At 63.4% G+C, this 12066-nt stretch carries 11 protein-coding genes; 1 reads left to right on the top strand and 10 read right to left on the bottom strand.

The genetic code is table 11. The features are described 5' to 3' along the window. Positions 1 to 189: 189 nt before the first annotated feature. The 4 genes from PWP93_RS29325 to PWP93_RS29310 form a co-directional block, all read right to left on the bottom strand. On the bottom strand, positions 190 to 798 hold the full coding sequence (locus PWP93_RS29325; RefSeq protein WP_421047157.1) for a hypothetical protein: 609 nt from the start codon (positions 796 to 798) through the stop codon (positions 190 to 192). A gap of 457 nt (positions 799 to 1255) precedes the next feature. Continuing rightward, positions 1256 to 1882, bottom strand: coding sequence for a histidine phosphatase family protein (locus PWP93_RS29320; protein WP_421047156.1), 627 nt, complete (start codon positions 1880 to 1882; stop codon positions 1256 to 1258). 165 nt (positions 1883 to 2047) lie between these two features. Further along, positions 2048 to 2464 (bottom strand): VOC family protein, encoded by a 417-nt coding sequence (locus tag PWP93_RS29315; RefSeq protein WP_421028401.1) that lies wholly within the window; start codon positions 2462 to 2464, stop codon positions 2048 to 2050. Continuing rightward, on the bottom strand, positions 2461 to 3003 hold the full coding sequence (locus PWP93_RS29310) for a helix-turn-helix domain-containing protein (protein ID WP_421047155.1): 543 nt from the start codon (positions 3001 to 3003) through the stop codon (positions 2461 to 2463). The genes PWP93_RS29315 and PWP93_RS29310 overlap by 4 nt, the downstream gene beginning before the upstream one ends. Positions 3004 to 3164: 161 nt before the next feature. On the opposite strand from PWP93_RS29310, the gene chrA reads away from it, so the two are divergent. Further along, on the top strand, positions 3165 to 4394 hold the full coding sequence (gene chrA, locus PWP93_RS29305) for a chromate efflux transporter (RefSeq protein WP_421047154.1): 1230 nt from the start codon (positions 3165 to 3167) through the stop codon (positions 4392 to 4394). 145 nt (positions 4395 to 4539) lie between these two features. On the opposite strand, the gene PWP93_RS29300 is transcribed toward chrA, so the two are convergent. From PWP93_RS29300 to acnB, 6 genes are all read right to left on the bottom strand, one after another. Next, entirely contained in the window at positions 4540 to 5514 is a 975-nt protein-coding gene (locus tag PWP93_RS29300) for a hypothetical protein (RefSeq protein WP_421047700.1), read from the bottom strand. Positions 5515 to 5579: 65 nt separating this feature from the next. Beyond that, entirely contained in the window at positions 5580 to 6821 is a 1242-nt protein-coding gene (locus tag PWP93_RS29295) for an MFS transporter (protein WP_421047153.1), read from the bottom strand. Between the two features lie 27 nt (positions 6822 to 6848). Further along, the gene (locus tag PWP93_RS29290; RefSeq protein ID WP_421047152.1) at positions 6849 to 7040 is read right to left on the bottom strand and encodes a hypothetical protein; all 192 of its coding nucleotides are present in this window, start codon (positions 7038 to 7040) and stop codon (positions 6849 to 6851) included. Positions 7041 to 7074: 34 nt separating this feature from the next. Then, entirely contained in the window at positions 7075 to 8256 is a 1182-nt protein-coding gene (locus PWP93_RS29285) for a chromate transporter (protein ID WP_421047151.1), read from the bottom strand. Next, positions 8253 to 9233, bottom strand: coding sequence for a chromate resistance protein ChrB domain-containing protein (locus tag PWP93_RS29280; protein WP_421047699.1), 981 nt, complete (start codon positions 9231 to 9233; stop codon positions 8253 to 8255). Before PWP93_RS29280 ends, PWP93_RS29285 begins: the two co-directional genes overlap by 4 nt. 173 nt (positions 9234 to 9406) lie before the next feature. Continuing rightward, on the bottom strand, positions 9407 to 11992 hold the full coding sequence (acnB, locus tag PWP93_RS29275) for a bifunctional aconitate hydratase 2/2-methylisocitrate dehydratase (protein WP_421047150.1): 2586 nt from the start codon (positions 11990 to 11992) through the stop codon (positions 9407 to 9409). Positions 11993 to 12066 lie beyond the last annotated feature (74 nt).

Below are 12066 nucleotides of genomic sequence, written 5' to 3'. Positions count from 1 at the left end.
CAATTTGCCTGCTGGCGAACGCTGGCGTTCGGCCGCCGTCGTTCCGCCGGCGAATGCACTGAACCGAGCCGTTGCGGACAGTTAGAGGTTGGCAGCAGACATTCGGAGGCAATGCCACGAGCCTATGCGAGCGGGCGTGGAGCGAAGTCCCTGGACAATTGGGGGAGGCTCCGCACCCCGAGGGATCGCTTAAGGCGACTCTGGATCGGGCGCCAACGTGAAGTCGACCTCCACCACGGCACCGTCAATCGATACCGTCGTGTCCTCGTCCGAATAACGTTCTCCCGCTATGCATTCAAGCCGCTTCGGCTCATCCTCAGAAAGGTACGAAGGTTTGCGGTGGCAGACCCACGTGACCTTAGTCTTGCGTTTTCCTTCGGACCGTATCGCGACAACTCCGCTCATCACGTATGGTCCAGGACCCACGCTTGGTTCGAACTCTGCGTGACTGACTGAAAACGGTTGCCAGTTGCAACGACCGGGCAGATATCGATCGAGAAAGAAGCTCGCAGAGAATGCTGTTTTCCCAGCGGGTATCCGGACAGAATCGGTTACCGTTTGAGGTACATCGGGCGCTCCCAAAATGCTAGCGAACAACGTCTGCGTGTTGCATTTTTCATTGTTCGTTCCATAGGACAAGTGTAGCCAGACTTCGATGTGCGCATCCTTGCTCCCCTGTAGCACTAAGGCTTTTCCGGGGGAAGGGTTAATTTGCGGCCTGTCGAAAAAGCGATTACGTTCCGCTTCAGAATGTTGGTGAAACTCCATCACGGCTGGCTGTTGTGATTGTGCCAGCATCGTATGTCCAGTCAGGCTTAAAAGAACACTCACCGTTGTTATTAGCTTTCGTCTCGGCATGGCTCAATTTGGGATAGGGTTATCGTCCATTCATACATCTATGAACAAAAAAAACTCTGTTCGCTTACGAACCGACTGCCGGCAGTCAGATCGTCCGGATCAAACTGCGTGTTGCCCCATCCGCCCAGCCAACGCAAAGATCGCCCAACGTCTTCCTGGGAGACGTGTCTTGCCATTTGGATGACCGATTTCGAGACGCATGACCGTTGTCCGGTCGTGGCCGACAACACCCTATCCGCAAACTATCTCCCCGGAAATGTGCGAAAACTTTTTTGCGCGCGCAGAAATCAACGGCCGCTTGTTCAATACGGCGACAACATGAGCTGTTCGATTTGGGACGGCATGCCCGCCTTCGAGGGGCAAGGGGCACGAAGAGAAAAAACGCTGCGGCGCGCCCTTACGCGCACCCTTCGGGCCGCGAATTCCAGCGCCGGATCGCGCGGTTCTCGCGGTCGAAGCCGAGCACGCTGAGCGTGGCCGTGTCCAGATAGAGATGCGCGCCCAGCGCCGCCGAATTGCTAACCCAGCATCCGGCGAGCACACGCAGGAAATGCGCGTGCGAGAAAACGGCAATGCGCCGCCCCGATCGGCCCTGAGCGAGCATCGTCAGCAAACTCCCTACCACGCCACGCGCGCGCGCCTCCACCTGCGTGAGGCTCTCGCCGTGCGGGATCAGCGAATTCCAGACATTCCAGTCCGGCTCCGTCTTGCGGATTTCGGCGGTCGTGCGGCCTTCGTAAATGCCGTAGTCCCATTCGTGCAGATCGGCCGACACCATCATCTCGTTGCTGAGGCCCGCCAGCTGGCAGGTCTCGATGGCGCGCGACATCGGGCTCGCGAGCACCGCGTCGAAGCGCTGCAAAGCGAGCGGCCTCGCGAGCGCGCGCGCCTGTTCACGGCCATGGTCGGTCAACGCGATGTCCGTGCGCCCCGTGTGCTGGCCGCTGCGGCTCCACTCGGTTTCGCCGTGGCGGATCAGCCAGACCTCGCCGGACGCGGCGCTTGCTTTCGTATCGACGGACATCGGGTCACTCCGGTAACGGGCTGCGGCCTCGCGGCACAAGCCGCAAGGCGCAGGAACGAGTTCACGGAGTCATTTTAAGGCAGCGCGCAGCGCGATCCTTGCGCGTGGACGGACCGCTCATCCGGGATTCGAAGCGAGGCGTCAGGGCGGGGCCTCACTGGCCGCTCAGTGCCCCTGGTCCGGCGCCTGGATCATTTTCCATCCATTGCCGGCCGGGTCGCGAAAGCCGGCATCCACGCTGCCGTAGCGATCCACCGGCTCCTGCGTGAACTCCACGCCTTTTTCCTTGAGCGCCGCGTAGCTCGCGCGGCAGTCGGCCACCGCCAGCACGAGGGGCGGCATGGCACCCTTGGCGACCATGGCCCGCAGAGTTTGCGCGGTGGCTTCGTCGTGCACGGGCGGGCCGGGTGCGAACAGGCCGAGCTGGAACGAAGGCTGATCCGGATGCTGGACCGTCAGCCAGCGGTACGTGCCGTTACGCACATCCGTATGAACGCGAAAGCCGAGTTTGCCGACGTAAAACTCGAGCGCTTCGTCTTGATCGTCGACGTACAAGCCCACTACATTGATGCCCTGGTTCATGTGACCTCCTTGGTAGATGGCCGCACTGTAGCTTGGGCAAGCCGGCGGCGCTTCTCCAAAACTGCCATGGTGAGATCGGGGCGCTGCGCGGCCTTCAGCACGCACGCGGGCACACGCCCCAACGCGGACCCGCTCGCGCGCGCCGCGCGGCGCATCGCGCTCGGGCTCATGCCGGTGATGTCGCGAAAAATGCGCCCGAACGTGCCGAGGCTCTCCCAGCCGGTGGCGAACGCGATATCCATAACGCCGAGCTCGGTGTCGCGCAGCAGGGTGGTGGCCTGCTCGATGCGCCGCGTCAGCAGGTAGCGGTGCGGCGGCACGCCGAAGGCCCGCTTGAACGAGCGCGCGAAATGCGCCTCGGACACGCCGCTGACTTCGGCAAGACGCTTGACGGGCCAGGCCTCGTGCGAGGCGGCGTCCATGCGGTCGCGTGCGCGCAGCAGGCGGCGCAACAGGGCCGGGTCTTCGAGTGCGTCGCTGCTGCGCGCCGCGGGAGAAACGGCGGGCGGCGGCGTGCCATGATTCTTGCGTGAGGGCATGAGTTTCGAGGGCTGGCGTGATGGCCGATGGTTCGTGCGCAACAAGCATACCGGCATCCCAGGAGAGCTGGCGCGTGATTCGCGCTGCCGGGATGCATTCGGTTTGGCTCCCGACATATTCGGACGATAAGATCGAGAGCGCCCAAACCCCGCACACCCTCATGCATACCGACATGTCTTCGCCTCGCATTTGCTCCGCCAGCCGCGCTCTTGAAGTGCTGCTGGTCTTTCTCAGGCTCGGCGTGACGAGCTTTGGCGGCCCGATTGCCCACCTCGGCTATTTCCGTCGCGAGTTCGTCGAGCGCCGCCGCTGGCTCGACGACGCGACCTTCACCGATCTGGTCGGGCTGTGCCAGTTCCTGCCCGGCCCCGCCAGCAGCCAGACCGGTTTTGCGATCGGCCTGCTGCGGGCGGGATGGGCCGGCGGGCTCGCGGCCTGGTGCGGCTTCACGCTGCCCTCGGTGTTCTTGATGCTGGTCTTCGCGGCCATCGCGCCGGACCTGGGCGGGCCGGTGGGTGCAGGCGTGGTGCATGGGCTGAAGCTGGTCGCGGTGGCCGTGGTGGCCCAGGCAGTCTGGGACATGGCGCGGCGCCTGTGCCCCGACCGCCGCCGCGCGGGCATTGCGCTCGCCGCTATCGCCATGCTGAGCGTGCTGACCGCGGCTTACGCACAACTGATCGCGATTGCCGCGGGCGCGCTGCTCGGTCTTGCGCTGTGCCGCTCGGCGAGCGCTGGAGATGCGCGCGCCATGCTTGCGCATTCCGGTGCATTTCCCGTTTCACGCAAGGTGGGCATCGCCGCGTTGATCGTTTTTTGCGTGCTGCTCTTCGGGCTTCCTCTGATTGGCGCAACCGCGCAAGGCACGCGAATGTTCGAAGCGTTCTATCGGTCGGGCGCGCTCGTGTTCGGCGGCGGACACGTGGTGCTGCCGCTGCTCCAGCACGCAACGGTCGCAACGGGCTGGGTCGCGCCGAATGACTTTCTCGCCGGCTACGGCGCGGCGCAGGCCGTGCCGGGTCCGCTCTTCACGTTTGCCGCTTTTCTCGGCTGGATGATGGCGAGCCCGCCCAACCACTGGAGCGGCGCGCTGCTGGCTACCGTGGGGATCTTTCTGCCGGGGCTGTTGCTGGTGCTGGCCGCGCTGCCGTGGTGGCACGCATTGCGCAGCCGGCCGGCGATGTCCGCGGCGCTGGCCGGGATCAATGCGGCGGTGGTCGGATTACTGGCTGCGGCGCTTTATTCGCCGGTATGGACCAGCGCGGTGCGCACGCAGATCGATTTCGCCATCGCTTGTGTTGGCTTTTTTCTGTTGACGCGGTGGAAGATGGCGCCGCTGGTGGTGGTGGGTTTTTGCATGGCAATGGGGATTGGGGAGAGTTTGCTCGGGTGAAAAAGTCCTTCGCGGATTTCTGGGGAAATTGATTGCACCATGAATCATTCGACTCTGGTCATCGGCTGCCTGTTGTGCGGCAGCGCAGCGCCCCTCGGCACAATATGGCCCCGAGGAAATATCTAGCCTGCCGGTAGCTCGGGGCTTATTGCGGCGCCATGATCCGCAGCACTGGATGTCCATCGACACTTTTCAGCGGAAACCAGGATCGATGCGTCGCCGCGTCTACATTGACGACATGTGCATTCGGGCCCACCCTGCCGTCGCCGATCTTCGTCACCCGGCTCCCCGCAACGCCGAACATCGACACGACGCCCGCCTCACCGGCCACGTATACCGTGCGTAACGCGGAATCGAACGAGAGCACATCCGGATCGCCGCCGACATCGAACGCCTCGATAATTTTCTCCGCCCTCATGTCGAGCACAAGCAGGCGATTGTTGCCCTCGCAGGCAATCAACGCGAGGCGAGATTCCGGAACCATCAACAGCCCGTGATTGCCTTTCGCGCCCGGCAGATCGATACGGGAAACGATCGTATTGGTGGCTGGGTCGATGTCCACCAGTTGGCTTCGCGTCTGCACATTGACAAAGATGTGTCGCGACACCGGATCAAACTGCGAATTGCCAACTTCCCCGTCGAGCGGAATCGTCGCTACACGACGATTACCCTGAACATCGATCACCGTCTCGGTTTCACCCGTTTCATCTGAAACGAAGAGTCGGTGCGCATCGGGCGCATAGGCCATACCGTCCGGATAGGTACCGCCAGGCACGCGAGCAGTGATCTTTAGCGTGCGCTCGTCGATTGCGACAATCTCGTTTGTACCGGTTGCCGATGCATACACGCGGGACAGTTCGGGCACTACCAGCACGCCATGCACGGACGAGATGCCGGGTACGCGCGCGACAACGCGAGACGCGCGCGTATCGAACACCACAACTTCACTGTCCCCGAGATGGGCAATGAACAGCAGATGCGTGCCGGGGTCATAGCTTTCGTAGTCGAATCGTGACGCTCGTCCGGGCAGAGGAACGTCCTCGACGTGCTTCAATGGCAGATTGCCGGTTACCGCGTCATCCGCGCCATGCGCAACACAACTGACAAGGCTGCCGGCCATGGCCACCATCGCGCAAAGCATGCAGACGCGCGGCGCAATGACGTCATGGCCTGCGCGAAAACATTTCACGATGCCCCTCCGTCCGGCCTGATATGACGGAAAGCGGCAAGCACCGCTAGATCGTAGGCGATCTTGAGCGTGCCGCACGCTATCAGCGGCGCACTGAGCCATCCTGCTCCAAGCAGCGCACCGGCGATCGTCGGCGCGACTGCCGCCGCGAGGCTGCGCGGCACCGCCGTAAAGCTCGCCGCAGCCGGTCGTTCGGGTGTCGTCACGACAGCCATCACGTAAGCGCTCCGGGTTGGCACGTCGAGTTGCGACAGCGCGCTGCGCGCGAGCAACAACATCAACGTCAACGGAAGCGTTGGCGTGAACGCGGCAGCGATCAGGCACATGCTCGATGGAATGTGGGTGAACACCATCGTGTTGAGCAGGCCGATCCTGCGGGCAATCGGTGCAGCGGCAAGTTGCGAGCCCCCGCTCAGCAGCCCTGACCAGAAGAAGAACTGCCCTGCGGCGACAAGCGAAAAGCCAAATCGCTGAATCAGCCACAGCGTCAGCAGCGAGTTCACGAGCAACCCTCCTGCAAACGCGTCAACGCTGAACAGCAGCGCGAGACGTGTAACGATCCCGCGCGAGGGACCAAGCGATGCCCGGACTGCCGCCGTGTGCGCCTCGCGTTTTGGCAGCCGCAGATACAGCAGGAAGATAACGAAGCCCGTTATCGCATAGACGATGAACATCGCACGCATCGGGAGAAGCGCGGGCACATTGGCATGCACAGCAATCCAATCCGGAAGTCCGGCGAGCAGTGCGCCCAACGCAGCCGAGAGCCCGCCCAGGAGGCTGTATCGCGCGAAGAGCGCTGTTCGGGCATCACCTTTCGCGGATGCGGCAAGGCGTGCGTGCTCAAGCGGCAAAAACAGGCTGACGTCACCCGAGCCTGGATTGAGCGTACCGACAAACGCCACCATGAGCAGCGGCCAGAGTGACGACAGGAATCCGAACGCCAGGCCGGTCGCCGCCATCAGGGCGGCAGCGAAAACCAGCAGCGCACGCTGGGGGTAACGGCTGCCCATCAAGCCGACCGCGATCGTCGCAACGGCAGAGCCCAGCAGCGTGGCGGTGCCGATCAGTCCAACCGTGAGCTTCCCGAATCCGAGCGCCAGCAGATAGGCTGGCAGCAGCACAGCAACGAACCCATCGCAGATCCCGCGCAGGCTTCGTGCGACGAGCAGCAGCCACGCACTGCGGTCCACGCCAGCAGGCGGGAGCAGAACGGAAAGCGGCGCCTTGGCGGGAGTCATCGCAGTCCCCGAGTTTTCGCGTCGACGTTACGCGGCCGGCAGGTATCCAACGACACCCCGGCCTGACGCTTCGGTGGCGACGGTCGCTGCCACGAACTGCGCAACGAGTCTGGCAACGTAGCCGGGCACGCTGGCCGCATGGACCATCCGTGCCTGGGACAGCATCATTTCTGCGCCAACTTCGGCGGCATCTTGCAGAAAGATACGTCGCGATTTCATTTTCACTCCTCACATTCTTCCCGCGCGCGGGCTATCAGGTGTGCAGGTGAAGAAGCGGATAGAAGCCAAAGCCGATCAGGGCGGCGGCGACAACGATCACGGGCTCCGGAAGTTTCCTGAAGCGCCACAGCAGCAGTACGGTTGCGAGCGCGATCAGCGCGGTTGGCCAGTCGACGACCGAACGCCTCGCAATGACAACGACCGACCCGGTAATCGCGCCTACGGCCGCAGCGGTGATACCGTCGACAAACGCCTTCACGGCAGGAAGCCGCCCGTATTTCTTGAAGTACGGCGCGGGCAGGACCGTAAACAGGTAGCATGGCAGAAACGTGCCGATCGCGGCGACACAGGCACCGGCCAGCCCTGCAACGAGATAGCCGATGAAACCTACGGTGATGACAACCGGCCCCGGTGTAATCATCGCGACGGCCACTGCGTCGACGAACTGTTTGTCGTTGAGCCAGTGGTGTTCGGTCACGACGCCGCCGTAGAGAAATGGCACGATCGCGAGACCCGAACCGAACACGAACGCACCCGCCTTCGTGAAGAAAAAACCAATCTGGCCAAGCAGCGAGAGATCCAGCCCGCTGGCCACGCCAGCAAATGCTGGCGCCTGTGTCGCCGCGAGTGCATTGAGACCGCCTTTATTGAGCCATCCGGGCGGCGACCGGCGCAGCCAATTGACGACACCACCCGCGATAAAGAGCCAGGCAATTTCGGATTCCGTGTAGACCGTTACAACCGCGAGGATCACGAAGATGATCCAGAGCAACCGGTCTGTGCCAAGCGTCTTTGTCGTCAGCCTGTATGCGCTCATCGCAATGATGCCGACCACGGCCGCACCAACGCCATAGAAGACCGCCTGCATCCACGACAGTCCACCGAAATGCGCGTAAGCCCAGCCCAGCGCGACGACCATCAGGAACGACGGCAGCACGAAGGCGAGGCCTGCGAGCGTTGCGCCCAGTAGACGGTAGTGCACGAAGCCGAGATAAATGCCAAGCTGCGCGGCAAGCGGACCGGGCATCATCTGCGCCAGTGCCAGCCCTTCGCGGTAATCCGCTTCGGTGATCCAGCCGCGCCGCTCGACCAGATCACGACGCATATAGCCGACGAGCGCGACCGGCCCGCCAAAGCCGACCGTGCCGAGCTTGAGCATATAGAGCACCATCTGCCCAAGCGTGTAGCCGGGAACCTGCGCGGTGGTCGTGCTCATGGGCGCCGTCCTGAATCGCTGCCTTTTTCACGAGCCGCGAAATGCGTGTACATCGACTCGAGCACTGGACTCATGGCAGCGAGTAGTTGATCGTCGTCGGCCGCGCGCTCTCGGGTTCCGGCCATGACCGCTTCGAACCCGATGCCTTCCGGCACGCTCGCACCACCCACATCGAGCGTGTGAACCATCGCGCCGAGCCGCACAAGCGCCGGGTCACTGTCCAGGCCAAAGCTCGCCAGCAGCACTTCGAACGTGACGCGTTCTCCAACATGGGTAAAGGCTGCACCATCGAAATCGAAGCCGAGCGCATCGGCCGGACACGCGTCCGGCGACGGCAACCAGATAAAGCGCGCGTCACGATCGATAAAACGGCGGATCAGCCAGGCGCTGGCCACTCGGTCGACCCACATGCGCCTGCGAGTCGCCCAGGTTCGCCCCTGATAGTCGCTAGCGGATAGCGAGCGGATTGCGCGGTCTGTCGCGTGCGGCTCGCCCGGTGAAAGCACCGTATCGACGTGCGCCAGAAAATCCTGCCAGGCGGCTTCAGCGCGCGTCGCTGCCTCAGCCGGAAAGAAGTCGATCGCAACGAGGCTCTCGTAGTCCTTGCGCAGTCGCCGCAAGACCTTCGTTAGTTCAGCGGCGGATTGGCCCGAAACCGTCTTCCGGGCATCGGCGAGTGTGCGGGTGAAGCCGTCGTACTCATCGGTACGATCGAACAGCGCGCGAAATTCTGCCTCCTGCGAAGCATCGAGGCTCGGCGCACGCAGAAGATGGGCGGTGCCGCCACTCTCGCCAATGGCGACTGCGAGTTCGCGCAGCATCGCCTCACGTTCGGCCGTGTACGGCAGCAGATATATGCCGTCGCGCAGAACGGCGCAGCCGCGCGCCTTGAGAGCGCGCCAGAAGCGCATGCGCGCCGTCGCATTCTCAGTCGGAAGCGTCAGCACAAGGAGTGACCACGTCGAACAAGCATTCATGTAGATCATGCTACTCGTGCGTAACATAATCTACAAGATTACTTCTTGGGCAAGAAACCTCCAAAGCCCACAAAAAAATGGCCCCGCAGGCTGAATGCCTGCGGGGCCATTGTGCGAAGTACGAGGACGCCAGCCTGGCGCGAAAACTCCCGCGCCTCAGGCCATCGTCACATTTACATCGCCACGGTGTCGGCCACGTCCTTGAAGTCCGCGATCTGGTCGAAGTTCATGTACTGATAGATCTTGTCGCCGTTGGCGTTGATCACGCCGATATCGGCCATGTACTCGTCCTTGGTCGGGATCTTGCCCAGACGCGAGCAGATCGCTGCCAGTTCCGCCGAGCCGAGGTACACATTCGTGTTCTTGCCCAGACGGTTCGGGAAATTACGCGTCGAGGTCGACATCACCGTCGCGCCTTCGCGCACCTGTGCCTGGTTGCCCATGCACAGCGAGCAGCCCGGCATTTCGGTACGTGCGCCAGCGGTGCCGAACACGCCATAGTGGCCTTCCTCGGTCAGCTGCTTCTGGTCCATCTTGGTCGGCGGCGCAACCCACAGCTTGACCGGAATATCGCGCTTGCCTTCGAGCAGCTTCGAAGCCGCACGGAAGTGACCAATGTTGGTCATGCACGAGCCGATGAACACTTCGTCGATCTTCGCGCCGGCGACATCGGAGAGCGTCTTCACGTCGTCCGGATCGTTCGGGCAGGCCACGATCGGCTCGTGCACGTCAGCCAGATCGATCTCGATGACGGCGGCGTACTCAGCGTCCGCATCCGGTTGCAGCAATTGCGGATCGGCCAGCCATGCCTCCATCGCCTTGATACGGCGCTCGAGGCTGCGCGGGTCCTGGTAGCCCTGGGCGATCATCCACTTCAGCAGCGTGATGTTGCTGTTGAGGTACTCGATGATCGGTTCCTTGTTCAGGTGCACCGTGCAACCGGCCGCCGAACGCTCGGCCGACGCATCCGAGAGTTCGAACGCTTGCTCGACCTTCAGATCGGGCAGGCCTTCGATTTCGAGGATGCGGCCCGAGAAGATGTTCTTCTTGCCCTGCTTGGCGACCGTCAGCATGCCTTGCTTGATGGCGTACAGCGGGATCGCGTTGACGAGGTCACGCAGCGTGACGCCCGGCTGCATCTTGCCCTTGAAGCGCACGAGCACCGATTCCGGCATGTCGAGCGGCATCGTGCCGGTAGCGGCCGCGAACGCCACCAGACCCGAACCCGCCGGGAAGCTGATGCCGATCGGGAAGCGCGTGTGCGAGTCGCCGCCGGTGCCGACGGTGTCGGGCAGCAGCATGCGGTTCAGCCACGAGTGGATCACGCCGTCGCCCGGGCGCAGCGCAATGCCGCCACGCGTGCTGATGAAGTTCGGCAGGGTCTGGTGCGTCTTCACGTCCACCGGCTTCGGATAAGCGGCGGTGTGGCAGAACGACTGCATGACGAGGTCGGCCGAGAAGCCGAGGCATGCGAGGTCCTTCAGTTCGTCGCGGGTCATCGGGCCTGTGGTGTCCTGCGAGCCAACCGAAGTCATCTTCGGTTCGCAGTACGTGCCCGGGCGCACGCCCTGGCCTTCCGGCAGGCCGCAGGCGCGGCCAACCATCTTCTGCGCGAGCGAGAAGCCCTTGCCGCTGTCGGCCGGCTGCTGCGGCAGGCGGAACAGCGTCGAAGGCGCGAGGCCCAGCGCTTCACGCGCCTTCGCGGTCAGCCCACGGCCCACGATCAGCGGAATGCGGCCGCCGGCGCGCACTTCGTCGAACAGCACATCGGACTTGACCTGGAACTCGGCGATCACTTCGCCGTTCTTGAGCGCCTTGCCTTCGTACGGGCGCAGTTCGACCACGTCGCCCATTTCCATCTGCGACACGTCGAGCTCGATCGGCAGCGCGCCGGCATCTTCCATCGTGTTGTAGAAGATCGGGGCGATCTTGCCGCCGAGGCACACGCCGCCAAAGCGCTTGTTCGGGATGAAGGGGATGTCTTCGCCCGTGAACCACAGCACCGAGTTGGTGGCCGACTTGCGCGACGAACCCGTGCCGACCACGTCGCCCACGTAGGCGACCAGGTGGCCCTTTTCCTTGAGCGATTCGATGAACTTGACCGGGCCGCGCTTGCCGTCTTCTTCCGGCGTGATGCCGGGGCGCGCGTTCTTCAGCATCGCCAGCGCGTGCAGCGGGATGTCGGGGCGGGTGGTGGCGTCCGGGGCCGGCGAGAGGTCGTCGGTGTTGGTTTCGCCGGTCACCTTGAACACGGTGATGGTCAGGCTTTGCGGCACTTCCGGACGGCTCGTGAACCATTCGGCGTCGGCCCAGCTTTGCAGCACGGCACGGGCATTCGCGTTGCCCTTGTCGGCCAGTTCCTTGACGTCGTGGAACTGATCGAACATCAGCAAGGTTTTCTTCAGCGCGTCGGCAGCGACCGTGCCGACTTCGGCGTCGGACAGCAACTCGATCAGCGGGGCGATGTTGTAGCCGCCCAGCATCGTGCCGAGCAGCTCGGTGGCGCGGGCGCGCGAGATCAGCGCGCAGGCGGTTTCGCCCTTGGCGACGGCGGCCAGGAAGCCGGCCTTCACGCGGGCAGCTTCGTCCACGCCGGCCGGCACGCGGTTGGTGATCAGGTCGAGCAGGGTCTGCTCTTCGCCTGCGGGCGGATTCGCCAGCAATTCGACCAGCTCGGCGGTCTGCTGGGCCGTCAGCGGCAGGGGGGGAATGCCGAGCGCGGCGCGCGCGGCTACGTGTGCACGAAAGTTTTCAAGCATGTGGGGCCTACTGGTGTTGCGTTTCAGGGGAAGGCTTGTCAAGCACGCCAAGGCTGCTCCGGGTACCGCTTTGA

Origin of the sequence: Paraburkholderia sp. A1RI-2L (genome assembly GCF_048957375.1) — a bacterium.
Lineage (GTDB): Bacteria > Pseudomonadota > Gammaproteobacteria > Burkholderiales > Burkholderiaceae > Paraburkholderia.
The sequence above is the reverse complement of the archived record's forward strand: the minus strand, read 5'-3'. Positions and strand labels throughout refer to the sequence as shown.

Excerpts from the sequence above, each read along its gene's own strand:
- PWP93_RS29310 (WP_421047155.1), bottom strand. The coding sequence starts at position 3,003 with ATGCCCTCACGCAAGAATCATGGCACGCCGCCGCCCGCCGTTTCTCCC.
- PWP93_RS29280 (WP_421047699.1), bottom strand. The coding sequence starts at position 9,233 with ATGAATGCTTGTTCGACGTGGTCACTCCTTGTGCTGACGCTTCCGACT.
- PWP93_RS29300 (WP_421047700.1), bottom strand. The coding sequence starts at position 5,514 with ATGGCCGGCAGCCTTGTCAGTTGTGTTGCGCATGGCGCGGATGACGCG.
- PWP93_RS29320 (WP_421047156.1), bottom strand. The coding sequence starts at position 1,882 with ATGTCCGTCGATACGAAAGCAAGCGCCGCGTCCGGCGAGGTCTGGCTG.
- chrA (WP_421047154.1), top strand. The coding sequence starts at position 3,165 with ATGCATACCGACATGTCTTCGCCTCGCATTTGCTCCGCCAGCCGCGCT.
- PWP93_RS29290 (WP_421047152.1), bottom strand. The coding sequence starts at position 7,040 with ATGAAATCGCGACGTATCTTTCTGCAAGATGCCGCCGAAGTTGGCGCA.
- PWP93_RS29285 (WP_421047151.1), bottom strand. The coding sequence starts at position 8,256 with ATGAGCACGACCACCGCGCAGGTTCCCGGCTACACGCTTGGGCAGATG.
- PWP93_RS29295 (WP_421047153.1), bottom strand. The coding sequence starts at position 6,821 with ATGACTCCCGCCAAGGCGCCGCTTTCCGTTCTGCTCCCGCCTGCTGGC.
- PWP93_RS29315 (WP_421028401.1), bottom strand. The coding sequence starts at position 2,464 with ATGAACCAGGGCATCAATGTAGTGGGCTTGTACGTCGACGATCAAGAC.
- PWP93_RS29325 (WP_421047157.1), bottom strand. The coding sequence starts at position 798 with ATGCTGGCACAATCACAACAGCCAGCCGTGATGGAGTTTCACCAACAT.
- acnB (WP_421047150.1), bottom strand. The coding sequence starts at position 11,992 with ATGCTTGAAAACTTTCGTGCACACGTAGCCGCGCGCGCCGCGCTCGGC.